We start from the raw sequence: 23698 nt of genomic DNA, 5'->3' as shown, positions 1-23698 counted from the left end.
TTGCAACGGTTTCTTTGCAACTACTTCTTTGGAAGTCGGGAGCGAGCGGAGGCGGCCCGTCGAACCGCCCGCGTGCAGCCCTACTCCTTCGTCACAAACCCCTCCGAAACCAACCATTCCATCGCCACATCATGCGGATCCTGCCCCTCCACATCCACCTTGGCGTTCAGATCCTGGGCCACCGCGTTCGTCAGCTTCTTCGTGATCGGGTCGAGGATGTCCGCGATCTCGGGGTGTTCCCTCATCGTCTCGGCGTTCATCATCGGAGCGGCGTTGTACGACGGGAAGAAGTGCTTGTCGTCGGCCATCACCGTCAGGTCCATCGCCTTGATCCGGCCGTCCGTCGTGAAGACCAGGCCGAATGTGCATGCCTTGCCCTCGGAGACCTGCGTGTAGACGATGCCCGAGTCCATCGTCTGCACCTGGGACGAGGGGATCTGCATCCCGTACGCCTTCTCCATGCCGCGCAGGCCGTCGTCGCGCGAGGCGAACTCCTGGTTGACGCAGAGCGTCGCCGCCGAGGGGTCCGACTTCGACAGCGCGGCGACGTCCGAGAGCGTCTTCGTGCCGTACTTCTTCTCGTTGGCCTGGTTGATCGCCAGCGCGTAGGTGTTGTTCAGCTCGGCGGGCGGCAGCCAGTCGATGCCGTTCTTCGCGTCCGCGTCCCGTACGGCCTTCCACTGCGCCTCGGGCCCGGTGACCGGTTCGGTGTTGCCGAGATACGTGATCCAGCCGGTGCCCGTGTACTCGTACATCCCGTCCGCGTCACCGGACTTGACTGCCTCGCGAGCACCGATCGACCCCTGGATCCCGGTCCGGTCGAGCACGTCCGCGCCCGCCGCCTTCAGGGCGATGCCCATGATCTGGCCGAGCACCAGCTGTTCGGTGAACTCCTTGGAAGTGACGGTGAGATCGACGCCGTCGAGCGGCCTGCCCTTGCCGATCGAGCCGGGGGCGACATCGGCCACCAGCGGGCTGCCGCTGTGCAGACCGCAGCCGGCCGCCAGGGAGGCGAGCAGAAGTCCCGCGCCCGCGTACGCGTACCGGCGCCTCATGAGCGCACCTCCAACCCGCGCGGCCGCAGCAGCAGTTCGGCCAGCGAGGCCAGCCAGTCCACCAGGAGCGCGAGGGCGACCGTGAGGATCGAGCCGAGGACCAGGACCGGCATGCGCTGCGTGGTGATGCCGGTGGAGATCAGGTCGCCGAGCCCGCCGCCGCCGCCGAAGGTGGCGAGGGTCGCGGTGCCCACGTTCAGGACGAGCGCGGTGCGCACGCCCGCGAGGATCAGCGGGACGGCGAGGGGGAGTTCCACCTTCGCGAGGACGCCCATGGGGGACATGCCGATGCCGCGCGCGGCTTCCAGCAGCGTCGGGTCGTTCGCCTTGAGTCCCGCGATGGTGTTGGACAGGACCGGCAGGACCGCGTAGATGATCATGCCGATCAGCGCGGCCTTCATGCCGATGCCCATCCAGATGACGAGCAGCGCGAGGAGGCCGATCGCCGGGGTGGCCTGGCCGATGTTGGCGAGGGCCATGGCGAAGGGCGCGGCGGGCCGCAGCCGCTTGCGGGTCAGCAGGATGCCCAGCGGGATCGCGATCAGGAGCACGAAGAACGTGGAGATCACGGTCAGTTCGATGTGCTGGCGCAGCCGCAGCCACACGTTGCCGTCCGCGAGCGCGTTCCGCGAGATCGAGTCCAGGTCCGCGTTGCGGAACCACAGCCAGGTGACGAGCAGCACCACGAGTAGCGTGACCGGCAGGAACGTCAGCTTCTGCCAGGTCAGCCGGCGCGGTTCGCGTGCGGCCGGGGTGAGCGGCGGGGTCGGCTCGTGCTCGGCCTCGCCGGTGTCGCGGAAGGTGTGGCCCTTGACCTCGTGCTCGCCGTCGGGCCGGCGCGGCTCGGCGGGGTGCGGGCCGAGCGGCGGCTCGTGCGGCGAGGGCGGCGGATACGGCGGGGGATACGGGCTCACGAGGCGTCCTCCCCGTACCCGGCCCCCTCGCCCTCCTGTGCGCGATGGGTCTGCTCGGCGCGCTGGTCCTGGAGGTCGTGCTGGTGCTCGATGGCGTCGAGCCGGTCCTGCTCCAGGAGTTCGTGCACGGAGTTCATCAGCGTCTCCATGTCGACGACGCCCGTGTACTCGCCGCGCCGCCCGGTCACCGCGACCCGTCCCGCGCTTTCGGTGAGCACGGCTTCGAGCGCGTCGCGCAGGGTGGCGTCCCGGGTCACCGTGTCGTGCACGAGGGTGCCGGCCCGGGCCAGCGAGCCGCGCGCCCGCATCAGGTCCCCGCGCCGGAGCCACTTGTACGGCCGGCCGCGCTTGTCCAGGAGCAGCAGCTCGCTGGTCGTGCCGTCGCGGAGCTTGTTGAAGATCTCCTGGAGCGGGTCGTCCACGGTCACGGTCGGGTAGTCGCGGACCTCCACATCCCGTACGCGCGTGAGGTTGAGCCGCTTCAGCGCCGCGCCCGCCCCGACGAAACCGGAGACGAAGTCGTCGGCCGGGTTGGTGAGGATGGCCTCCGGGGTGTCGAACTGCGCGATGTGCGAGCGCTCGCGCAGGACCGCGATCCGGTCGCCCAGCTTGATGGCCTCGTCGAAGTCGTGCGTGACGAACACGATCGTCTTGTGCAGCTCGTGCTGGAGCCGGATCAGCTCGTCCTGGAGGTGGTCGCGCGTGATCGGGTCCACCGCGCCGAACGGCTCGTCCATGAGCAGGACGGGCGGGTCGGCCGCCAACGCCCGTGCCACACCGACGCGTTGCTGCTGACCGCCGGAGAGCTGCCGCGGATAGCGCCCGCGGAACTCGCCGGGGTCCAGGCCCACCAGGTCGAGCATCTCCTCGACCCGGTCCTTGATCTTCGCCGTGGGCCAGCCGATCATCTTCGGCACCAGCGCGATGTTCTGCGCGACCGTCATGTGCGGGAAGAGCCCGGAGGACTGGATCGCGTAGCCGATCTTCCGGCGCAGCTTCACCGGGTCCATGTCCGTGACGTCCTCGCCGTCGATCCGGATCCGTCCGCTCGTCGGCTCGATCAGCCGGTTGATCATCTTCAGCGTCGTGGACTTGCCGCAGCCCGAGGGCCCCACGAAGATGACCAGCTCACCGGCCTTGATCTCCATGTTCACGCTGTCCACGGCAGGTTCGGAGCTGCCCGGATAGCGCTTGGTGAGGTTCTCCAGCTCGATGGTCGCGCCGGTGGTCCGCGCGGCGGCCTTCGGCGCGGACGAAGCGGCGTTCGACGCGGTGGTCGTCGTGGCCTCAGACACGGATACCCCTAGAGATGGTCAGCCGTCCGATCAGTACGTAAGCGGCGTCGAAGAGCAGCGCGAGGACGACGATCCCGAGCGTGCCGGCGAGTACCTGGTTGAGCGCGTTCTTGCTGCCGAGGGAGCCGATCCCGCGGAAGATCTCGTTGCCGAGCCCGGGCCCGGAGGCGTACGCGGCGATCGCGGCGATGCCCATCAGCATCTGCGTGGAGACGCGGATGCCGGTGAGGATGGGCGGCCAGGCGAGCGGCAGCTCCACCTTGAACAGCCGGGCGGTACGCGACATCCCGATGCCCTTGGCCGCGTCCACCAGCGCCGGGTCCACCCCGCGCAGCCCCACGATCGCGTTCCGCACGATCGGAAGCAGCCCGTACAAGGTCAGCGCGATCACGGTCGGCGGCACCCCCAGGCCCACGATCGGGATCAGCAGACCGATCAGGGCGAGCGAGGGGATGGTGAGCAGGGTCGAGGTGGTGAGCGTGGCGAGGTTGCCCGCCCATTCGCTGCGATACGTGACGATGCCGATCAGGACGCCGAGGACGGTGGCCACGACCATGCACTGGAAGACGGCGCTGGCGTGCTGGAACGCGTCCATGAGGAGCTGTTCGTGGCGACTGCCCAGGTAATCCCAGAAGTTCACCCTCAGCTCACCTCTCGGATCTCCGGCCCGCTCGGCTCAGGTGCCGCTGTCCTCCCGGGCCGCCTGCTCCACCAGCGGGATGATCCGTAGCGGAACGGGATTTTCCATGACGATCGCCGTGGAAGCCCGGACGATGCCATCAAAACCCACAACCCGGTCGATCACACGTTGGAGATCCGCGTTGGACCGGGCCACCAGACGGCACAGCATGTCCCCGTGCCCGGTGGTCGTGTGCAGCTCAAGGACCTCCGGCACACCGCCCAAGTGCGCCCGTACCTCCGCGCCCTGGCCCTGTTTGATCTCCAGCGTCGCGAAGGCCGTCACCGGGTAGCCGAGCGCCGCCGGATCCACGTCCGGGCCGAAGCCGCGGATGACTCCATTCGACTGAAGCCGGTCCATCCGCGCCTGCACCGTCCCGCGCGCGACCCCCAGCCGGCGCGAGGCCTCCAGGACCCCGATCCGGGGCTCGCGGGCGAGCAGCACGATGAGGCGGCCGTCGAGCTCGTCAATTCCCGAGGTCGGGGGCGAGGGCATGGCGTGGCTCACACTCCCACTGGTCATCATGTACAGATCGTCCGGCCATCCTGGCGTACGGCTGTGCAGATTGCCCAGCAAATCACGCAACTATTGCGCACCTTGAAGGGCGGAGAGACCCTACGCCCATGACTGAGACCCTTCACTCCACCCCCGAAACCGCCCGGCAGGCCGACCCCTTCCCGGTGAAGGGAATGGACGCGGTCGTCTTCGCCGTGGGCAACGCCAAGCAGGCCGCGCACTACTACTCGACGGCCTTCGGCATGAAGCTGGTCGCCTACTCCGGACCGGAGAACGGCAGCCGCGAGACCGCCAGTTACGTGCTCACCAACGGCGCGGCCCGTTTCGTCTTCACCTCCGTCATCAAGGCGTCCACCGACTGGGGCCGCTTCCTCGAGGAGCACGTCGCCGCGCACGGCGACGGCGTGATCGACCTCGCCATCGAGGTCCCGGACGCGCGCGCCGCCTACGCGTACGCCGTCGAGCACGGCGCCCGCGGCATCGAGGAGCCCTACGAGACGAAGGACGAGCACGGCGTCGTCGTGCGCGCCGCGATCGCCACGTACGGCAAGACCCGGCACACCCTGGTCGAACGCAAGGACTACACGGGCCCGTACCTGCCCGGGTACGTGGCCGCGAAGCCGATCGTCGAGCCGCCGGCCAAGCGCACCTTCCAGGCCATCGACCACTGCGTGGGCAACGTCGAGCTCGGCAAGATGAACGAGTGGGTCGGCTTCTACAACAAGGTCATGGGCTTCACGAACATGAAGGAGTTCGTGGGCGACGACATCGCCACCGAGTACTCCGCGCTCATGTCCAAGGTCGTCGCCGACGGCACGCTCAAGGTCAAGTTCCCGATCAACGAGCCGGCCATCGCGAAGAAGAAGTCGCAGATCGACGAGTACCTGGAGTTCTACGGCGGCGCCGGCGTCCAGCACATCGCGCTCGCCACGAACGACATCGTCGCCACCGTGCGCGCCATGCGCGCGGGCGGGGTCGAGTTCCTCGACACCCCGGACTCGTACTACGACACCCTCGGCGAGTGGGCGGGCGAGACCCGCGTGCCGGTCGAGACCCTGCGCGAGCTGAAGATCCTCGTCGACCGCGACGAGGACGGCTACCTGCTGCAGATCTTCACCAAGCCGGTCCAGGACCGCCCGACCGTCTTCTTCGAGATGATCGAGCGCCACGGCTCCATGGGCTTCGGCAAGGGCAACTTCAAGGCTCTGTTCGAGGCGATCGAGCGCGAGCAGGAGAAGCGCGGCAACCTCTGAGCTGTACAGCGGCAGCCTCTGAGCCGTAGAGGGGTGAGGGGCGGGGCCTGTTGAGGGCCCCGCCCCTCGCGTGTTCGGTGAGCCCGTGCGCTCGGCGACCTCGCGTGCTCAGCGCGCGGTGCGCTTGGGCGCCGGCTTCTTCGCACCGCCGGTGCTGCCGCTGCCGCTGCCCGCGCCCGTGCTCCCGCTCTGCTTGCGCGGAGCCGTCCGCGGCGCGGTGCGCTGCGGTGCCGGCTGCTGCGTGCGCGGCTTCTGCTGCTGCGTCCGCGGCGTCTGCTGCTTCGGCGTGGACGACCCCGAGCCCCGGCCCGCTGAACCCCCGCCCTGCACCGAGGAGTTGGGGCCGCCGCGCCCGGACGGCTTGGCCTGCTGACCGCTGCCCGAGCCCGAGGTACGGCCCAGCGAGGGCGCCTGCGGCTTCTCGCCGGTGACGTTCACGGGACCGCCCGGCGGCGGCTCGCCCAGCGCGGCCAGCGCCTGTTCCGCGGCGGGCACGTGCAGCCGCGAGAAGTGCGGGTTGATCTTCAGAGCCTCCGTGAGGAAGCGCCGCGCCGCCCCGTACTTCTCGAGAGACCGCTCGATCTCCCCGCGGTGGTAGGCGAACAGGGCGCTGCGCGGCGCGTCCTTGTCCATCGCCCGCTTGCTGAACGCCAGCGCCTTCTTGCTGTCACCGGCCCGGAAGTGCGCCCAGGCCAGCGCGTCCGTCACCTGCCGCCCGGGGTGCCGCTTCCACTCCGCGGTCAGCCGCGCCACCGCCGCGTCCGCGTCCCCGTGGTCGGCCTCGAACAGCCCGAGCGCCAGCTGGTCCGCGCCGGGCCCGCTGTCCGCCGACTGCCGCCGTACGGCGTCGTACTGGGCGTTCGCCGCCTCGTCGAGCCCGATCGACTCGTACAGCTCGCCCAGCTCCGTCGCGTACTGCGGCAGCGGCAGCTTGCGCAGCACGTCCTGGTACGCCGTGAGCGCGTCCGCGGTCCGCCCGAGCACCGCGAGCGAGCGCGCCCGCGCCGCGATGGACGGGTAGTGCTCGGGGTCGGCGCGCAGGGCCGCCTCGAACCAGCGGAGCGACTCCGCCGCCTCGCCCCGCTCCCACGCCAGCACCCCCACGCTGTGCTGGTACGCGGCCTGCTCGGCGGGCGCCTGGGCCAGCGCGGCCGCGTCCGTGATCTCGGTGGCGGCCATCTCGCGCCAGCCCCGGTCCGCGTACACCTGCGCCGCGCGGGCCCGCACCGCCGTGTTGGAGTGCAGCTCCTGCAGCTTCTCCAGCGCCTTGTCGGCCGCCTTGTAGTCCCCGAGACGGTCGTACGTGTCGATCAGTACGGGGTAGAGGGTCCAGCGCCCCGGCGCCTGCATGACCGCGAGCTCGCCCCACTTCTTCGCGGCCCGGTAGTCGTGCCGCGCGTTGGCCAGGGCCGCCATCCCGGCGAGCGCCTCGATGTTGCCCGCGTCGGCGGGCCGCGCCGCCAGCGAACGGTTCAGCGCCTGCTCCGCCTGCGCGAACAGGCCGCGGTCCGCGGTCCGCCGCGCGTGCTCGGTGTACGCGGTGCCGAGCACCGCCCAGGACTCCTCGTCCCCGGGGTGCTTGGCGAGGTGCGCCTCGCGGTCGGCGATCAGCGCGCCGAGGTCGGTGAGCGAGGCCGGCGCGCCGATCCCCACCGCCTGCATCGCGCGGCCGACCGGGCCCGGCGCGGGTGGCGGCCCGTGGTCGACGAGGAGGGGCAGGGCGAAGACGGTGCAGGAGAGGACCACCGAGCCGACGACCGAGGTGACCAGGGTGCGGCGCAGGGTGCGGGCGCTGGCGGTCGCCGAACTCGCCGCGGAATCACGGGTGTCCGGCGCCCCGGCGGCTTCCCGGGCGTGCTCGGCGTCGAGGGCGTCCAGTGGGCTCAGGGCCGGCGCGTCCGCGGCGGCCGTGGGCTGCCGCGGGTGGCCGTCCGCCGTGCCCCCGCCGCCCTCGGCCCCCGCATCCGCCAGGGGCCATTGGGCCTCATACGTCCGCCGTTCCCCGTATCCCTGGGAGCGCTCGCCGGGCCGGTCGCCGTATCCCCGAGCGCGCTCGCCCGGCCCGCCCCCGTACCCCTGCGCGCCCGTGCCCCGCCCGAGCGGCGGCGGCCAGGAGGAGTCCGGAGCCTCACGTTCCTGTTCGTTCTCCATGGCGCCACTGTGCGCCAGTATGAAGAGCACACCGGTGTACCGGAGGTCGTTCACGGACGGGGTTCACACCGATGGCCCCGGGTGCCAGGCTGGAGATCATGACCGCCGCCCCGGACCCCGCCGCCCCGGACCTCGCCACCGCCCCTGCAGCCCCCGACCTCATCGCGCGGCTGCGCACCGCACTGCCCGCCGAGTCCCTCCTCACCGACCCCGACGTCACCGCCTCGTACGCCCATGACATGGCGAGCTTCTGCGCGGCGGGCACCCCCGCGGTGGTGGTGCTCCCGCGCACGGTCGAGGAGGTGCAGCACGTCATGCGCACGGCGACCGAGCTGCGCGTGCCGGTCGTCCCGCAGGGCGCGCGCACCGGCCTGTCGGGCGCGGCCAACGCGAGCGACGGCTGCATCGTGCTCTCGCTGCTCAAGATGGACCGGATCCTCGAGATCGACCCCGTGGACCGGATCGCCGTGGTCGAACCCGGCGTCGTCAACGCGGTCCTGTCCCGCAAGGTCAACGAGCTCGGCCTCTTCTACCCGCCGGATCCCTCCAGTTGGGAGATGTGCACCATCGGCGGCAACATCGGCACGGCATCCGGCGGCCTGTGCTGTGTGAAGTACGGGGTCACCGCCGAGTACGTCCTCGGCCTCGACGTCGTCCTCGCCGACGGCCGGCTCCTGAAGACGGGACGCCGTACGGCCAAGGGGGTCGCGGGCTACGACCTGACGCGGCTCTTCGTCGGCTCCGAGGGCAGCCTGGGGATCGTCGTACGGGCGGTGCTCGCGCTGAAGCCGCAGCCGCCGCAACAGCTCGTCCTGGCAGCCGAGTTCGCCTCCACCGAGGCCGCCTGCGCCGCCGTATGCAAGATCATGGAAGGCGGGCACACCCCGTCGCTGCTCGAACTCATGGACCGCACGACGGTGCGCGCCGTCAACGCCATGGCGCAGATGGGGCTGCCCGAGACCACCGAGGCGCTGCTGCTCGCCGCCTTCGACACCCCCGACCCGGCCGCCGACCTCGCCGCGGTCGGTGCGCTCTGCGCGGCGGCGGGCGCGACCGAAGTGGTGCCCGCGGAGGACCACGCCGAGTCCGAACTGCTGCTCCAGGCGCGGCGGTTGTCCCTGACCGCACTCGAAGCGGTCAAGGGCACCACGATGATCGACGACGTCTGCGTGCCCCGCTCACAGCTCGGCGCCCTCCTCGAAGGCACCGCCCGCATCGCGGACAAGTACGGCCTGACGATCGGGGTCTGCGCCCACGCGGGGGACGGCAACACCCACCCCACGGTCTGCTTCGACGCGCAGGACCCCGACGAGTCCCGGCGCGCCCGCGCATCCTTCGACGAGATCATGGCCCTCGGCCTGGAGCTCGGCGGCACGATCACCGGCGAGCACGGCGTGGGCGTCCTCAAGAAGGAGTGGCTGGCGCGCGAAATCGGCCCGGTGGGCATCGAGGTGCAGCGGAGCCTCAAGCAGACCTTCGACCCGCTCGGCATCCTCAACCCGGGCAAGCTGTTCTAGCCCTCTCACCTGTACGGGGACCACTCACCTTGTACGGGATCACTCACCGTCCTTGGACTCGTCCGAGGGCCACGGGTCGCTCAGCCACAGGTCGTCGTGGCCGCGCGGTGCGGGGGCGAGCAGCTCGGCCAGGCCCTCGTCGATGCCGAGCTGCTCGGACTCAGCACCCGGCGGGACCACCCGCAGCGTCCGCTCCAGCCAGGCGGACACGGCGGCCGCCGGCGCCTCCAGGAGCGCGTCCCCGTCCGGCGAACTGAGCGCCATCAGGACCACGCTGCGCCCCTCCACCTTGGTCGGCCAGATCCTGACGTCCCCGTGCCCGCAGGGCCGGAACACGCCCTCGACGAGCAGCTCCCTGGCGAAGGTCCAGTTCACGGGCTGGTCGGTGTTGACGTGGAAGGTGATGTGCACGGCGTACGGGTCGTCCGTGCGGTAGGTCAGCCGGGCCGGCACCGGGATGCTGCGCTCCGGCGAAAGGACCAGCCGCAACTCGAGCTCGCGTTCCACCACGGTCTGCATGTCCCTCTTCTTCCTTTCCTCCTGCGGGCTCCGAAGCGGCCCACGGAAGGAGAGAGCGCGGTGGTGCGGGTTGCTTACGCGACTTTCTCCGGGAATTTTTCCGGGAGTTCGTGAGGGGAGCGCACGGGCCGTTCCCCCTGCTCGCGGGCGGGGCTGGCGGGGGTGTCGTCCGGCCGCGGGCGGAAGGCGTCCCGGCGCGGGACGGAGGCGTCTCCTCGCCGTCCGGCCCCGCCGCGTGTTCTGCCCGGGGCACTGCTGCGACGCGGTGTTGAGGGCCGAGGCCAGGTGGAGCCGGGTGAAGGCGAGCGCTTCGGCGGGCCCGGCCTCACGTCCGGCGCTGGACATCGCGCGCCGCGGGCGCGTCCGCGGCCCGCTCGAAAGGGGCTGAAGAAGCGGGACGGGCCCGGGTGGTGCCGGTGGTCTGATAGATGTGGACCCACCACACCAAGACCCCCGAGCAGATACGGGACGACGGACCATGAGCGCGCCCACCCCGGCACCCGGCGAGACCAGCCCGCGCGCGGGCTACTACCCCGATCCGTCCATTCCCGGATATGTCCGGTACTGGAACGGAGTTGCCTGGGTCCCCGGCACCAGCCGCCCCGCCCCGTCCGAGGGCGAGGCCATGCCGGCCCCGCCCGGCGGCGTCGCGGCCGCGCCCTCCGTCCCGGCCCAGCAGGGGCCCACCGTCCCGGTCCAGCAGGGCCCGCGGGCGGACGAGACGGGTCCGATGTTCTTCGACGAGGAGCCGGCGGACGCGGTGCCGCCCTCGGCTGCTTCTCCGTCTCCGGCTCCGTCTCCTTCTCCCTCTGCCTCCGCCTCTTCCGCAGCCTCCGCCGCCGAGCCCATGGATGCGGTGCCCGCCTCGGACTCCGCGTCCTCCCGTGGCTCCGCGCCCGCCGCCGCCTCCGCTCAGGAGGAGCTGCACGGCGCGCGTCCCGAGCCCGCCTCCGCCTGGCAGGCCGACACCAACCGGCAGTCCGGGTTCGGCGGGGAGCAGGACCGCCGGGTCTCCTGGGGTGCGCCGACGGCGCCGGGCCAGGACCCGCGCGTGGCGGCGTCGACTACGGCCTCTGCGTCCGCTCCGGCTTCTTCGGCCTCTGCGTCCTCTGCGGGTACGGAGCCGGGTGCCGCGTCCGCATCGGTCGCCCCCGCCGCGGGCGAGGTCAAGTCCGAGGGCACCATGACCATGCGCGCCGTGCGCCCCCGTGAGAACGAGGCGGGCAGCGCGGCCCCGCAGGGACCGTCCCACCGGACCGACGGCACCATGTCGATCCGCCGCGTCGACCCGTCCGCCGCCCCGGCCCCGCAGGCCGCGGCCCCCGCGACCCCCTCCGTCCAGGCCGCACCCACCGCACCTGCTGCTCCCGCCGTACCCCAGCCCGCATACGGCTACCCGCAGCCCGCGACTCCTGCCGCGCCCGCCGCGCCGTCCGCGCCCTCCGCCGCGCAGAACGCCGGCTCCCCGCTGACCCCGGGCGCGGGCGGCGGCAACGCCTCCTGGGCCCAGCAGGTGCACCAGCTCGCCCAGCCGCCCGCGGGCGAGGGGCAGTCGGTGACGCCGTTCAAGCCGGTGGTCGAGGACCCGTTCCTCGCCGCGGCCGCCGCGCAGGCCGCCGCCCGCCCTGCGAGCCTCGGCAAGCGGTTCGCGGCCCGGCTCGTGGACACCCTCGTCGTCGGCGGTGTCACGGCCGCGGCCGCCGTCCCGCTCGTGCCGAAGGCTCTGGACCACATCGAGGCGAAGATCGACGCGGCCAAGATGTCGGGTCTGAAGACCACCGTCTGGATCCTCGACGGCACGGTCTCCGCGTATCTCGGCATCATCCTCGGCGTGCTGCTCGTCGCGGGCGTGCTCTACGAGGCGCTGCCGACCGCCAAGTGGGGCCGCACGCTGGGCAAGAAGCTGCTCGGCCTGGAGGTCCGCGACATCGAGGAGCACGCGTCCCCGTCGTTCGGCGCCTCCCTCAAGCGCTGGCTGGTCTACTCGCTCCCGGGCGTCCTGGTGATCGGCGTCGTGGGTGTGGCCTGGTGTCTCTTCGACCGCCCGTGGCGCCAGTGCTGGCACGACAAGGCGGCCCGTACGTTCGTGGCGGGCTGATCCGGCCCCGCCCCGTGCGGTAACCCGTCCGGCCCACACCCGGATGCGGCCCGTCGTCCCGCGCGGTCGACTCGGGCCATGACCACCAACCCGCCGCCCCCGGGCTCAGGCTCAGGCCAGCCGGAGGACGATCCGTTCCAGAAGCAGCCGCCGGCCGGCAGTGGCAGCGGCTCCCCGTACGACAGCCCGCAGGGCGGCACACCGCCGCCGAGCGACCCCTATGGGACCCCGCAGGGCGGCACACCGCCGCCGAGCGACCCCTACGGCACCCCGCCCCCGCCCCCGAACGACGGCGGCTTCGGCACCCCGCCCCCGCCGCCAGGCGGCGGCTCCCCGTACAACACCCCGCCGCCCCCGCCCCCCGGTGGCGGCGACCCCTACGGCGGAGGCGGTGCCTTCGGCGGATACGGCGGCGGGCCCGACCCGCTCCAGGGCATGCCCCCGCTCGCCGACATGGGCAAGCGCATCGCGGCCCGGATCATCGACGCGCTGATCATCGGCATCCCGCTGGGCCTGATCCAGCTGCCGTTCAACAACAGGATCGTCGAGACCGACACCGACGACCTCGGCGAGGTCGTGACGGCGAGCTACAGCGGCTCGTCCTTCATCTGGACGCTCATCGCGGTCGTGGCCTTCGTCGGCTACGAGTGGTTCATGGTCAAGAAGAACGGCCAGACCCTCGGCAAGAAGCTGATGAACCTGCGCGTGGCGATGCTCCAGGACGGCTCGACCCCGCCGTCGAGCCCGGCGCTCACCCGCGCCGCGGTCCTCTGGCTGCCGGCGCTCCTGTGCTGCCCGTGCCTGTGGTGGCTGATCCTCATCGTGATGGTGATGACCGACAAGCCCTACCGGCAGGCCCTGCACGACAAGGCCGCGAAGACGGTGGTGGTCAGCACCGTCTGACCCGTATCAGGGGTGGCGGAAACAGACCGGCGGGGCCGTGCGTGAGCACGGCCCCGTTGTCGTGTGTCCGGTGGACGGGACGGTGGAGCGGCGTAGACAGGCCGCCTGCGCGTCAGGCCGCCTGCGCGTCAGGCCGCGTGCGACTCCGCGCGCGTCTCGGCCTCGTGGTGCGTACGCGGCAACGGCACGCGCTCCTCGGCCCGTTCGGTGGTGATCACGGCCATCTTCGCCGGGGCCGGGCGCGGCACCGGCACCGTCAGCGCGACCAGGAGGCCGAGCCCGAGGGCGGCCACGGTGATGACGGCGATCCCCAGGCCCGTACTGGTCTGGGAGAGCAGCAGCATGGCGAGCGTGGCGGTCACGACCGTCAGGGATCCGTAGGCGAGTTGTGCGGCAGTCGGGCGCGGCATGGCGAACCGTCCTCATGGAGGGTGCGGGGGTGTCGTTCGGTCGGGCTGCTCGGTCGGGGCTGCTCGTTCTGCTCGGGCAAAAACACCGTCAACTGACTCTATTGAGCTGGGTTCCCGGACGGAACGGCCAGTAAGCGTGACCTAACCCACGGTGCCGATGCACGGGGGGCGCACGGGCTCATTTCGTATCTCATGCCCTGAGACGAGCGCGCCGTACGGGCTCACGGAAGTGTCCGGATAGTGCAACTCGCGCTGCAACTAACGTACTTGGGGCTTGGAAGTCAAGGTCTGTCTTTTCTTCCGTAACTCCGGTCGAATGTCGTCACTTGTGACGCGACACTGCGCGCGGATCGCTCCGAATCCGGGCCCCCCATCCGCAGACGCTGTCGCGGGGGAGGACAACATCCAAGTGAACAGTCAGTCAGGCAGACGCCGTTCCATACGCGCGCTCGCCGTCGGTGTGGCCCTGGCCGCCACCGGTGCGATGACGTACGGGAGCGCGCAGGCGGCCGACTCGCAGGGGCAGGCCCCTGCCGTCGAGCGCCAGGACCCGGCTCCGCACAAGGGCCATGTGGACCACGACCTCGAAGGCCCGTTCAGCGAGCAGCAGGCCGCCGAGCGCGAGGCGGCGCTCCAGGAGCTCGTCTCCGGTGACGCCAAGGCCGAGAAGCGCGGCGCCTCCAAGGTCGTGAAGCTGGACGACGGCAAGTACGTCGAGCTCGGCCGCGAGAAGACCGACAAGATCTTCACGATCCTCGTGGAGTTCGGCGACAAGGTCGACGACACCACGATGTACGACCCGGACGGCGAGGGCCCCAAGCCTCCCGTCAAGAAGTACGGCGGCACGCCGGGCCCGCAGCACAATGAGATCGCGGAGCCGGACCGCAAGAACGACAACTCCACGGACTGGATCCCGGACTTCAACCGGCAGCACTACCAGGACCTGTACTTCGCGACCGACAAGGAGAAGGAGTCGGTCAAGAAGTACTACGAGAAGCAGTCCTCGGGCCGCTACTCGGTCGACGGTCACGTCTCCGACTGGGTCAAGGTCGAGTACAACGAGGCCCGTTACGGCTCGAACTACTGCGGCGCCACCAACTGCTCCAACGTCTGGGACGTCGTCCGCGACGGCACCAACGCCTGGGCCGCGGACCAGAAGGCCGCCGGCAAGACGGACGCCGAGATCAAGGCGATGCTGGCCGAGTACGACCAGTGGGACCGCTACGACTTCGACGCCGACGGCAACTTCAACGAGCGCGACGGCTACATCGACCACTTCCAGATCGTCCACGCGGGCGAGGACGAGTCGGCCGGCGGCGGCGCCGAGGGCACCAACGCCATCTGGGCGCACCGCTGGTACGCCTACGGCACGGACGCCGGCAAGACCGGCCCGGCCGACAACAAGGCCGGCGGCACGCAGATCGGTGACACCGGTATGTGGGTCGGCGACTACACCGTCCAGCCGGAGAACGGCGGCCTCGGTGTCTTCGCCCACGAGTACGGTCACGACCTGGGCCTGCCGGACCTGTACGACACCTCCGGCGGCGGCGAGAACTCCACCGCCTACTGGTCGTTGATGTCCTCCGGTTCCTGGTTGGGCCGCGGCGAGGAGTCGATCGGCGACCTGCCGGGCGACATGACCGCCTGGGACAAGCTCCAGCTGGGCTGGCTGGACTACGACACGGCCAAGGCCGGCACGAAGTCCACGCACAAGCTGGGCGTCGCGGAGTACAACACCGCCAACCCGCAGGCGCTCGTCGTCGAGCTGCCGAAGAAGACGGTCACCACGCCGGTCGTGAAGCCGGCCTCGGGCGCCAAGCAGTGGTGGTCCGGTCGCGGTGACGACCTCAAGAACACCCTGACCCGCTCGGTCGACCTGACCGGCAAGTCCAAGGCGAGCCTTGAGCTTTCGGGCTGGTGGGACATCGAGGCGGAGTACGACTTCCTGTACGCCGAGGTCTCCACGGACGGCGGCGCCAGCTACACCGCGCTCGACGGCACCGCCGACGGCGCCGCGCTGCCCAAGGACGCCTCCGGCGCCCCGTCGCTGACCGGTGCCTCGGGCGCGTACAAGAAGCTCGTGTACCCGCTGGACGCCTACGCGGGCAAGAAGATCGACCTGCGCTTCCGCTACCAGACCGACGGCGGCGTCAACATGACCGGCTTCGCCGCGGACGACATCTCCGTGACGGCCGACGGCACCGCCCTGTTCACGGACGGCGCCGAGGGCGACGACAACGGCTGGACGCCCAAGGGCTTCTCGCGCGTGGGCGAGTCGATCACCAACGACTACGACCAGTTCTACATCGCCGAGAACCGCCAGTACGTGTCGTACGACAAGACCCTCAAGACGGGCCCGTACAACTTCGGTTGGTCCACCACCCGTGAGAACTGGGTGGAGCACTTCCCGTACCAGAAGGGCCTGATGATCTGGAAGTGGGACACCTCGCAGCCGGACAACAACACGTCCGTGCACCCCGGCGAGGGCCTGATCCTTCCGGTCGACGCCCACCCGAAGGCCGAGCGCTGGACCGAGGACCTGGACAAGGTTCCCGGCAAGGACCTGATGCGCAACCGCATCCAGTCCTACGACTCGCCCTTCAGCTGGTTCCCGGCGCAGGGCTTCACGCTGCACCGCAACGGGGTCCCGGCCAAGATCAACTGGAAGGCGGGCGTCCCGGTCTTCGACGACGGGCGCAGCAGCTACTACGACGAGGCCAACCCGACCGGCGGTGTCAAGATCACTGACACCAACACGCGGATCGCGATCGTCAAGCAGCCGCTGAGCGGCCAGACGATCACCGTCCAGGTGGGTCCCTCCGCGAAGTAATCCGTTAAACCGCAGGTCACAGCATGTTCGGCCGTCGCCCTCTAGCGGGCGGCGGCCGAACGTGCTTATGTGCCTGCTGTGGATTTCTTATTGACATGACGTCTCACGGGGGAGGCATAACGCATGGCTGGTGGCGGATTCTGCAGACTTCCGGGCGGCGACGTGGTCGTGGCCCTGGACCTGGCGAACCCCTGCCCTGACGGGGCCCCGAAGGTGCGCGTGGTGGTGCACGCCGCGAACCGCGCCCGGGCCCTCACACGCCTGAGGAACCTGGGTCTGCGCGCGGTCTACCTGCGGGGGAACGCCTCGCCGCCCACACCGGACGAGATCACGGCGGTCCTGCACCATCCGGACGGCCTGATCTGGCGCGGGGCGCGCGGCGAGTGCCCGGGCTCCGCCGAGGAGCTGTGGCACCCGATCAGGGCGCTGCTGCGCACGATGACACCGCAGACGAGCCCGTACGTGGTGTGACGGGGTGCGTACGAGGGTGAGCCGGGGCTAGACCACCGGCTTGCCCGAAAGCTCCACGCCCGCGGCCCGCAGCTCCTCAAGGGCCCGCTCCGTGGAGTCCTCGGCCACCCCGGCCGTCAGGTCGAGCAGCACCTGGGTGCGGAAGCCCTCGCGGGCCGCGTCCAGGGCCGTGGCCCGTACGCAGTGGTCGGTGGCGATGCCGACCACGTCCACCTCGGTGACCTCGCGGGCGCGCAGCCACTCGGCCAGCGACACCCCGTTCTCGTCCGCGCCCTCGAAACCGCTGTACGCGGCCGCGTAGGCGCCCTTGTCGAAGACGGCGTCGATGGCGCCGGAGGCGACGGCCGGGGCGAAGTTCGGGTGGAAGCCCACGCCCTCCGTGCCCGCCACGCAGTGCGCGGGCCAGGAGTCGTGGAAGTCGGGGTGCTCCGCGAAGTGGCCGCCCGGCTCGATGTGGTGGTCGCGCGTGGCGACCACGTGCTGGTAGCCGGCGCCGCCGGCCTGGCCGATCAGATCGGTGATCGCGGCGGCCACGTCCGCACCACCTGCCACGGCGAGGCTGCCGCCCTCGCAGAAGTCGTTCTGCACATCCACGACGATCAAGGCGCGGCGCATGAGGCTAGTCCTTCGGTCCTTTGGTGCGGGTCGGTGGGCAGGGGCTCGGACGTACCGTCCGAGCCTAGAGACTTCACGTCCGATACGGGAGAGGGCCGCCGGCGTCCCTGCGGCGGCCGCTCACCCGTCGGTCACAGGTACTCGGTCGGAATGACCGCTTCCCCGCGCGACAGCTGGGTCGCCGACAGCGGCAGCCCCGCGCGGGCGGCGGCGTGCCGGTCCCGTACGACATCCAGAGGCTCGCGGCCCACGACCTCGCCGCCCTTGACCAGCTCGACCTGGAGCTGACGGTCGGCGAGCTCGCCGGGCACCTCGCCGGTGCCGATCACCTCGGCCTCGGCCACCCCGTCCCGGTCGAGCCGGCGCGCGGCCCACTTGCGGCCGCCGATCGAGGACTTGGCGCCGAGGGACTTCTTGGCCACGGGCACCAGCGGGGCGTTCACATCGGCCGACTCCGCGCGCGCGACCAGCTTGTAGACCATCGAGCAGGTGGGGTGCCCGGAGCCGGTGACCAGCTGGGTGCCGACGCCGTACGCGTCCACGGGCGCGGCGGCCAGCGAGGCGATGGCGTACTCGTCGAGGTCGCTGGTCACGACGATCTTCGTACGGGCGGCGCCGAGCTCGTCGAGCTGCTGGCGCACCCGGTGCGCGACGAGCAGCAGGTCGCCGGAGTCGATGCGCACGGCCCCGAGCTCGGGCCCGGCCACCTCGACCGCGAGCCGCACGGCCTCGGTCACGTCGTACGTGTCCACGAGCAGCGTGGTGCCGCGGCCGAGCGACTCCACCTGGGCGGTGAAGGCGTCCCGCTCGCTGTCGTGCAGCAGCGTGAAGGCGTGCGCGGAGGTGCCGACGGTGGGGATCCCGTAGCGGAAGCCGGCCGCGAGGTCGGAGGTCGAGTTGAAGCCGCCGACGTAGGCGGCGCGCGAGGCGGCCACCGCGGCCAGCTCGTGGGTGCGGCGCGCGCCCATCTCGATCAGGCCCCGGCTGCCGGCGGCCGCGGACATCCGCGAGGCGGCCGCGGCGATCGCCGAGTCGTGGTTGAGGATCGACAGGATCACCGTCTCCAGGAGCACGCACTCGGCGAAGGAGCCCTCGACCCGCAGGATGGGCGAACCGGGGAAGTACACCTCGCCCTCGGGGTAGCCCCAGATGTCGCCGCGGAAGCGGTAGTCCGCGAGCCATTCGAGGGTGGGCTCGTCGACGATGGCGCGCTCGCGCAGGAAGTCGAGCACCGCGGCGTCGAAGCGGAAGTTCTCCACCGCGTCGAGCACCCGCCCGGTCCCGGCGACGACGCCGTAGCGCCGCCCCTCGGGCAGCCGCCGCGTGAACGCCTCGAAGACGGAGCGCCGCTCGGCCGTACCGGCCTTCAGGGCGGCCTGCAGCATCGTCAGCTCGTACTGGTCCGTGAAGAGTGCCGTCGAGGGAACATCCACCGGCAACCCGAGGTCCGCTGTGTTCATACGTCGGATCGTACCCCCATCTCGTCAGATTGACGATTTCAAATCGCGGGCCGCCGGGAAACCCCGCGCCCGCCCGCCGGGAACCCGCGGCTCGCCCGCCGAAGCACCCCGTTTGTGCGCCGGGTGGCCCCAAGTGGCAGCATGGGGAAAGTGAGTGTGGCTCCCGACGTGGCACCCGTAGAGACCGACCCGGCACAGGATGTGTCCGCCGTCGTCGAACCCGACGTCCCTTGGGTCACGATCGTGCACAACGACCCCGTGAACCTGATGAGCTACGTGACCTACGTCTTCCAGGCCTACTTCGGCTACTCGAAGGACAAGGCCCACAAGCTGATGCTGGACGTCCACCACAAGGGCCGCGCCGTCGTCTCCAGCGGCACCCGCGAGGAGATGGAGCGCGACGTGCAGGCGATGCACGGCTACGGCCTGTGGGCCACGCTGAGTCAGGACAGGAACTGATGGCGAAGGCCGGACGCGAACCGATGGCACCGAGTCAGGACAGGAACTGATGGCCGGCATGTTCGAGCCCGTACCCGGCGGCGGCGCGGCCGTGCTGCTCGACGAGGTCGAGGTCTCCATCCTGCGCTCCCTCGCCGTGCAGCTCCTGGAGCTGATCGGTCCCGGTCCCGGCGGCGAGCAGGGCGCCGACCCGCTGGCCGAGCTGTTCGCCGAAGGTCCGAGCGAGCCGCCCTCCGACCCCGTGCTCCAGCGGCTCTTCCCCGACGCGTACGGCGATCCCGAGGCCGTGCCCGACGATCAACTCAAGGCGTACTCCGCCGAGTTCCGGCGCTTCACCGAGAACGACCTGCGCGCGGGCAAGCGCGAGAACGCGCTCGCGGTGGTCAAGAGCCTCGACGCCCTCACGCTCGGCGGCGACGAGGGCGCGGTGCTCAAGCTGACCCCGGACGAGTCCAAGCAGTGGCTCGGCGCGCTCAACGACCTCCGCCTCGCCATCGCCTCGCGCCTCGACGTGATCAGCGAGGAGGACACCGAGCTCCTCTACCGCCTGCCCGACACCGACGAGCGCAAGCCGATGGTGATGGCCTATCTGTGGCTGGGCGGCCTCCAGGAGACCCTCGTCGAGACGCTGCTCCCGTAGCCGGCGGTGAAACGGCTGCGCGAGCCGGCGAGACAGCTGCGCGAGGCGGCGGAAATAGCTGCACAGGCCACCGAGGTATCGCCTGTGCGATACCGCGCTCGCTGTCCGTTATCCGGTGACGAGCGTCCGAATAACGATCGCATCACGCCCATTGCCGTATTGCCTGGCAGTGGGCGTTTGCGCAGGTCATGCCGTGATGTGCATCACGTAAACAAGCATTAAGGCCGTGGTAAAACTTCGGCACTTCGGTGGCGGCACCACCCCTCGCCGCTCTCGGAGCCCTGGCGCACCGCCAGGCAGCTTGGCCTCTGCACGACCGCACGACCCGTACGACCCTGGCCCGCGCTCCCGTCCATGGAGTGCCGCCTTCAAGTCGCCGACCGGACAACGGCGTTCGCTTCTCTCGTGCCCCCACCGCCCTGCCTGCGAGCATCCCCCCTTCCGGATGTCGCCGTTCCGCACACCCTGTGTGCCCCGAGGTAGTCCGATGTCTCTTGAATCCCTGACGAACTCCATCGAGGAGTCGGTCAACAGCGTCGTCACGCCTGTCGCCGATTTCCTGTCGAAGTGGGTCTTCTACGCCGTCCCCGTCGGCGACGCCGAACTTCCGCTGATCGTGGCCTGGCTCGTCATCGCCGGTCTGCTCTTCACCGGTCTCTTCGGCTTCATCCAGATACGGAAGTTCAAGCTCGCCTTCAAGGTCGTGCGCGGCAAGTACGACGAGAAGGGCGCGGTCGGCGAGGTCAACCACTTCGGCGCGCTGACCGCCGCCGTCTCGGCGACCGTCGGGCTCGGCAACATCGCCGGTGTCGCGGTGGCCATCACCATCGGTGGCGCGGGCGCCGCGTTCTGGATGGCGGTCTGCGGTCTGCTCGGCATGGCCACCAAGTTCGTCGAGGTCACCCTCGGTGTGAAGTACCGCAAGGTGCACGCCGACGGCACGGTCTCCGGCGGCCCCATGCAGTACCTGCCCGCCGGTCTCGCCGACCGCTTCGGCACCGGCTCCCTCGGCCACAAGCTCGGCAAGGTGCTCGGCGTCTGCGCCGCGATCTTCGTGCTGTTCTTCGGCCTCTTCGGCGGCAACCTGCTCCAGGTCAACCAGGCCTACAGCCAGCTGGCCAACACCACCGGCGGCGAGAACGGCTTCATCGACTCCTCGGCCGGCGCCCTGATCTTCGGCATCGTGGTGGCCCTGCTCATCGGAGTCGTCCTGATCGGCGGCATGAAGTCGATCGCGAACGTCACCTCCAAGCTGGTGCCGGGCATGGCGATCATCTACATCGTCGGCTGCCTCGCGGTTCTCGCCGTCAACGCCGGTGCGCTGCCGGGCGCCGTGGTCGACATCTTCAGCTACGCGTTCAACCCGGAGAGCTTCGTCGGCGGCCTCATCGGCGCCCTGATCGCGGGCTTCCAGCGGGCCGCGTTCTCCAACGAGGCCGGTCTCGGCACCGCCCCGATCGCGCACTCCGCCGTGAAGACCAAGCACCCCGCGAGCGAGGGCCTGGTCGCGCTGCTCGAACCGTTCATCGACACCGTGGTCATCTGCACCATGACCGCCCTGACGGTCGTGGTCGTCAGCCCGCCGTCGCTCGAGGCGGCGCGGACCGGTGACGGCCCCGGTGGCGTGGTCATCACCTCCGACGCCTTCGAGACCGTCCTGCCCTGGTTCCCGTACGTGCTGACCGTCGCGGTCATCCTGTTCGCGCTGTCGACCGCGCTGACCTACGGCTACTACGGCGAGAAGGCCTGGTCGCACCTCTTCGGCCGCTCGAAGTCCAGCCTCACGCTGTTCCGCGTCCTGTACACGGTGTGCGCCGCGGGCGGTTCGCTGCTCACGCTGACGGCCCTGTTCAGCCTCGCCGACGCGGTCCTGTTCATCCTCGCGGTGTTCAACATCATCGGCCTGTACCTGCTCTTCCCGGTCGTCCGGAAGGAACTGCACAAGTTCCTGGAGTACGCGGGGCGCCGTGACGCCGGTGAGCCGGAGCCCGAGGAGGACGAGAAGGACCTCCTGAAGGTCTGACGCTCTCCGCGGCCGCCGACGGGCCCGCCCGCACCTTCACCGGTGCGGGCGGGCCCGTTCGTGCTGCACGGGAAGGGTGAGCGGCCGTTCGCTCAGAGGACCCTCAATTCCACATAAAGAACACTCAAAAACTGGCGCCACACTTCGTCTCCCTGACGACGTATGTCCGCTTCTTCCTGTGCTGTCCGCCACATTGGCGGCGTTTCGCCCCTCTTGTGCGCGTGATAAATGTTCACGACCACCTGCCGGGCCGCCACCCATGGCCCGAGCGGGGCGCCCCGCCGGCTGACCGCCGGTAGGCAGAGCTCCATCCACATCCGGGGGGATCGGGACCCGATCCGGGCACGTACGACGCAGGTACGGCACGGGTCGGCATGGAGAAAGGCGCACCACCATGACCTCAGTGCAGGTCGACCAGCACAACGACGGCAGTGAGGCCGTGGCGGACGGCGAGAGCACGTCCGCGGAGGGCTACCAGCGAGGACTGGGAGCCCGGCAGATCCAGATGATCGCGATCGGCGGTGCCATCGGCACCGGCTTGTTCCTCGGTGCCGGCAAGGGCATCCACAAGGCGGGCCCGAGCCTGATCCTCGCGTACGCCATCGCGGGCCTGGTGATCTTCTTCATCATGCGCGCGCTCGGCGAGCTCCTCATGTACCGCCCGGTCTCGGGTTCGTTCTCGGAGTACGCGCGCGAGTTCATCGGCCCGTTCGCGGGCTTCGTGACCGGCTGGACGTACTGGCTGTTCTGGGTCGTCACCGGCATCACCGAGGTCACGGCCGCGTCCGAGTACATGCAGTACTGGACGAAGAACGCCGACGGCTGGATCAATCAGCCGCAATGGGTCTTCGCGCTGCTGTTCACCGTCATCCTGTTCGGCGCGAACCTGATCTCGGTGAAGCTCTTCGGCGAGCTGGAGTTCTGGTTCTCGATGGTCAAGGTGACGGCCATCATCGGCATGATCCTGATCTGCGCCGGCATCCTCACCATCGGCTTCTCGGACGCCGGCGACACCGCCTCGGTCGGCATGCTCTGGAACCAGGGCGGCTTCTTCCCGAACGGCGTCGGCTCCACCCTGATGACCCTCCAGATGGTCATGTTCGCCTTCCTCGCCGTCGAGCTGGTCGGTGTGACCGCGGGCGAGTCCAAGGACCCGAAGACGGTCCTCCCGAAGGCCATCAACACGGTTCCGTGGCGTATCGCCGTCTTCTACGTCGGCGCGCTGATCATGATCCTTTCGGTCGTGCCGTGGACGCACTTCCAGCCCGGAGTCAGCCCGTTCGTGGCGGCCTTCGAGAAGATGGGCCTGGGCGTCGGCGCGGCCATCGTGAACTTCGTCGTGCTCACCGCGGCCCTTTCCTCCTGCAACTCCGGCATGTACTCGACGGGCCGCATGCTGCGCGACCTGGCGCTCAACGGCCAGGGCCCGAAGTTCTTCACCAAGCTGACGAAGAACGGCCTTCCGCTGTACGGCACTTCGGTCTCCGCCGCTCTGATGCTGGTCGGCGTGTACATCAACTACGAGTGGCCGGGCGAGGCGTTCAACTACGTCGTCTCCTTCGCGACCATCTCCGGCATGTGGGCCTGGATCATGATCCTGATCAGCCAGATCCGCTACCGCGCCAAGGCCGACCGCGGCGAGCTGCCGCAGTCCTCCTTCAAGGCCCCCGGTGCCCCGTTCACCAGCTGGTTCGCGCTCGCCTTCATCGGCATGGTGATCGTGCTCATGGGCATCGACAAGGACGCGCGGATCTCGCTCTACGCGGCTCCGGTCTGGGCGCTGATTCTTTTTATTGGCTACCAGTTCATCCAGCGCAAGGGCGCGCGCGCCGAGGCGGACCTCACGAAGACCTCCGCGTAACCGCGGCAGGCCGTCTCACGACCGCGTCT

20 protein-coding genes are annotated in these 23698 nt (G+C 70.2%); 10 read left to right on the top strand and 10 right to left on the bottom strand.

Going from position 1 to position 23698, the window contains the following annotated elements; translation table 11 throughout:
• Positions 1–80: 80 nt before the first annotated feature.
• The 5 genes from BLT97_RS23745 to BLT97_RS23725 are packed head-to-tail and all read right to left on the bottom strand — an operon-like array spanning position 81 to position 4438.
• On the bottom strand, positions 81–1055 hold the full coding sequence (locus BLT97_RS23745) for a glycine betaine ABC transporter substrate-binding protein (RefSeq protein ID WP_093613477.1): 975 nt from the start codon (positions 1053–1055) through the stop codon (positions 81–83).
• Complete coding sequence (locus BLT97_RS23740) at positions 1052–1969, bottom strand: ABC transporter permease (RefSeq protein WP_093613475.1); 918 nt, start codon at positions 1967–1969, stop codon at positions 1052–1054. Before BLT97_RS23740 ends, BLT97_RS23745 begins: the two co-directional genes overlap by 4 nt.
• Positions 1966–3264: a betaine/proline/choline family ABC transporter ATP-binding protein gene (locus BLT97_RS23735; protein ID WP_093613473.1), complete on the bottom strand. Its 1299-nt coding sequence runs from the start codon at positions 3262–3264 to the stop codon at positions 1966–1968. Before BLT97_RS23735 ends, BLT97_RS23740 begins: the two co-directional genes overlap by 4 nt.
• Positions 3257–3904: an ABC transporter permease gene (locus tag BLT97_RS23730; protein WP_093613471.1), complete on the bottom strand. Its 648-nt coding sequence runs from the start codon at positions 3902–3904 to the stop codon at positions 3257–3259. Before BLT97_RS23730 ends, BLT97_RS23735 begins: the two co-directional genes overlap by 8 nt.
• Positions 3905–3940: 36 nt before the next feature.
• Entirely contained in the window at positions 3941–4438 is a 498-nt protein-coding gene (locus BLT97_RS23725; RefSeq protein ID WP_093613701.1) for an Lrp/AsnC family transcriptional regulator, read from the bottom strand.
• A 128-nt stretch (positions 4439–4566) separates the two neighbouring features.
• Here BLT97_RS23725 and hppD point away from each other — a divergent pair, with 128 nt between their 5' ends.
• On the top strand, positions 4567–5712 hold the full coding sequence (hppD, locus tag BLT97_RS23720) for a 4-hydroxyphenylpyruvate dioxygenase (RefSeq protein WP_093613469.1): 1146 nt from the start codon (positions 4567–4569) through the stop codon (positions 5710–5712).
• Positions 5713–5820: 108 nt separating this feature from the next.
• Here hppD and BLT97_RS23715 read toward each other — a convergent pair whose 3' ends face one another.
• Positions 5821–7863, bottom strand: a complete 2043-nt coding sequence (locus BLT97_RS23715; RefSeq protein WP_176953873.1) for a hypothetical protein — start codon at positions 7861–7863, stop codon at positions 5821–5823.
• 98 nt (positions 7864–7961) lie between these two features.
• Here BLT97_RS23715 and BLT97_RS23710 point away from each other — a divergent pair, with 98 nt between their 5' ends.
• On the top strand, positions 7962–9380 hold the full coding sequence (locus BLT97_RS23710; RefSeq protein ID WP_093613699.1) for an FAD-binding oxidoreductase: 1419 nt from the start codon (positions 7962–7964) through the stop codon (positions 9378–9380).
• Positions 9381–9419: 39 nt separating this feature from the next.
• On the opposite strand, the gene BLT97_RS23705 is transcribed toward BLT97_RS23710, so the two are convergent.
• Positions 9420–9899, bottom strand: coding sequence for an SsgA family sporulation/cell division regulator (locus tag BLT97_RS23705; RefSeq protein ID WP_093613467.1), 480 nt, complete (start codon positions 9897–9899; stop codon positions 9420–9422).
• A gap of 478 nt (positions 9900–10377) precedes the next feature.
• On the opposite strand from BLT97_RS23705, the gene BLT97_RS23700 reads away from it, so the two are divergent.
• Both BLT97_RS23700 and BLT97_RS23695 read left to right on the top strand, forming a co-directional pair.
• Positions 10378–11997 carry an RDD family protein gene (locus tag BLT97_RS23700; RefSeq protein ID WP_093613465.1) on the top strand — a complete coding sequence of 540 codons (1620 nt, stop codon included), beginning with the start codon at positions 10378–10380 and terminating at the stop codon, positions 11995–11997.
• A 78-nt stretch (positions 11998–12075) separates the two neighbouring features.
• Positions 12076–12900 carry an RDD family protein gene (locus BLT97_RS23695; RefSeq protein WP_093613463.1) on the top strand — a complete coding sequence of 275 codons (825 nt, stop codon included), beginning with the start codon at positions 12076–12078 and terminating at the stop codon, positions 12898–12900.
• Positions 12901–13028: 128 nt separating this feature from the next.
• Here BLT97_RS23695 and BLT97_RS23690 read toward each other — a convergent pair whose 3' ends face one another.
• Positions 13029–13310 carry a hypothetical protein gene (locus BLT97_RS23690; protein WP_093613461.1) on the bottom strand — a complete coding sequence of 94 codons (282 nt, stop codon included), beginning with the start codon at positions 13308–13310 and terminating at the stop codon, positions 13029–13031.
• A gap of 409 nt (positions 13311–13719) precedes the next feature.
• On the opposite strand from BLT97_RS23690, the gene BLT97_RS23685 reads away from it, so the two are divergent.
• Entirely contained in the window at positions 13720–16140 is a 2421-nt protein-coding gene (locus BLT97_RS23685) for an immune inhibitor A domain-containing protein (protein ID WP_425442753.1), read from the top strand.
• A gap of 123 nt (positions 16141–16263) precedes the next feature.
• Entirely contained in the window at positions 16264–16611 is a 348-nt protein-coding gene (locus BLT97_RS23680; RefSeq protein ID WP_093613457.1) for a hypothetical protein, read from the top strand.
• Positions 16612–16638: 27 nt separating this feature from the next.
• Here the strand turns inward: BLT97_RS23680 and BLT97_RS23675 are convergent, their stop codons facing one another.
• Entirely contained in the window at positions 16639–17226 is a 588-nt protein-coding gene (locus tag BLT97_RS23675; protein ID WP_093613455.1) for an isochorismatase family protein, read from the bottom strand.
• Positions 17227–17357: 131 nt separating this feature from the next.
• Positions 17358–18686: a nicotinate phosphoribosyltransferase gene (locus tag BLT97_RS23670; protein ID WP_093613453.1), complete on the bottom strand. Its 1329-nt coding sequence runs from the start codon at positions 18684–18686 to the stop codon at positions 17358–17360.
• Positions 18687–18827: 141 nt separating this feature from the next.
• Between BLT97_RS23670 and clpS the strand changes: the two genes are divergently transcribed.
• The 4 genes from clpS (at position 18828) to BLT97_RS23650 (ending at position 23669) form a co-directional block, all read left to right on the top strand.
• On the top strand, positions 18828–19145 hold the full coding sequence (clpS, locus tag BLT97_RS23665) for an ATP-dependent Clp protease adapter ClpS (protein ID WP_093613451.1): 318 nt from the start codon (positions 18828–18830) through the stop codon (positions 19143–19145).
• Between the two features lie 49 nt (positions 19146–19194).
• Positions 19195–19785: a DUF2017 domain-containing protein gene (locus tag BLT97_RS23660; protein ID WP_093613449.1), complete on the top strand. Its 591-nt coding sequence runs from the start codon at positions 19195–19197 to the stop codon at positions 19783–19785.
• Between the two features lie 487 nt (positions 19786–20272).
• Positions 20273–21808: an alanine/glycine:cation symporter family protein gene (locus BLT97_RS23655; RefSeq protein WP_093613447.1), complete on the top strand. Its 1536-nt coding sequence runs from the start codon at positions 20273–20275 to the stop codon at positions 21806–21808.
• Positions 21809–22202: 394 nt separating this feature from the next.
• Positions 22203–23669: an amino acid permease gene (locus tag BLT97_RS23650; protein WP_093613445.1), complete on the top strand. Its 1467-nt coding sequence runs from the start codon at positions 22203–22205 to the stop codon at positions 23667–23669.
• Positions 23670–23698 lie beyond the last annotated feature (29 nt).

It is taken from the genome of Streptomyces indicus (genome assembly GCF_900100315.1).
GTDB classification, from domain to species: Bacteria; Actinomycetota; Actinomycetes; order Streptomycetales; family Streptomycetaceae; genus Streptomyces; species Streptomyces indicus.
This window is presented reverse-complemented; position numbering and strand designations above follow the sequence as displayed.

Bases quoted from the DNA above. Each gene is read 5' to 3' on its own strand.
- BLT97_RS23690 (WP_093613461.1), bottom strand. From the start codon at position 13,310: ATGCCGCGCCCGACTGCCGCACAACTCGCCTACGGATCCCTGACGGTC.
- clpS (WP_093613451.1), top strand. From the start codon at position 18,828: ATGGGGAAAGTGAGTGTGGCTCCCGACGTGGCACCCGTAGAGACCGAC.
- BLT97_RS23710 (WP_093613699.1), top strand. From the start codon at position 7,962: ATGACCGCCGCCCCGGACCCCGCCGCCCCGGACCTCGCCACCGCCCCT.
- BLT97_RS23655 (WP_093613447.1), top strand. From the start codon at position 20,273: ATGTCTCTTGAATCCCTGACGAACTCCATCGAGGAGTCGGTCAACAGC.
- BLT97_RS23745 (WP_093613477.1), bottom strand. From the start codon at position 1,055: ATGAGGCGCCGGTACGCGTACGCGGGCGCGGGACTTCTGCTCGCCTCC.
- BLT97_RS23715 (WP_176953873.1), bottom strand. From the start codon at position 7,863: ATGGAGAACGAACAGGAACGTGAGGCTCCGGACTCCTCCTGGCCGCCG.
- BLT97_RS23660 (WP_093613449.1), top strand. From the start codon at position 19,195: ATGGCCGGCATGTTCGAGCCCGTACCCGGCGGCGGCGCGGCCGTGCTG.
- BLT97_RS23705 (WP_093613467.1), bottom strand. From the start codon at position 9,899: ATGCAGACCGTGGTGGAACGCGAGCTCGAGTTGCGGCTGGTCCTTTCG.
- BLT97_RS23700 (WP_093613465.1), top strand. From the start codon at position 10,378: ATGAGCGCGCCCACCCCGGCACCCGGCGAGACCAGCCCGCGCGCGGGC.
- BLT97_RS23680 (WP_093613457.1), top strand. From the start codon at position 16,264: ATGGCTGGTGGCGGATTCTGCAGACTTCCGGGCGGCGACGTGGTCGTG.
- BLT97_RS23670 (WP_093613453.1), bottom strand. From the start codon at position 18,686: ATGAACACAGCGGACCTCGGGTTGCCGGTGGATGTTCCCTCGACGGCA.
- BLT97_RS23675 (WP_093613455.1), bottom strand. From the start codon at position 17,226: ATGCGCCGCGCCTTGATCGTCGTGGATGTGCAGAACGACTTCTGCGAG.
- BLT97_RS23725 (WP_093613701.1), bottom strand. From the start codon at position 4,438: ATGCCCTCGCCCCCGACCTCGGGAATTGACGAGCTCGACGGCCGCCTC.
- hppD (WP_093613469.1), top strand. From the start codon at position 4,567: ATGACTGAGACCCTTCACTCCACCCCCGAAACCGCCCGGCAGGCCGAC.
- BLT97_RS23650 (WP_093613445.1), top strand. From the start codon at position 22,203: ATGACCTCAGTGCAGGTCGACCAGCACAACGACGGCAGTGAGGCCGTG.
- BLT97_RS23695 (WP_093613463.1), top strand. From the start codon at position 12,076: ATGACCACCAACCCGCCGCCCCCGGGCTCAGGCTCAGGCCAGCCGGAG.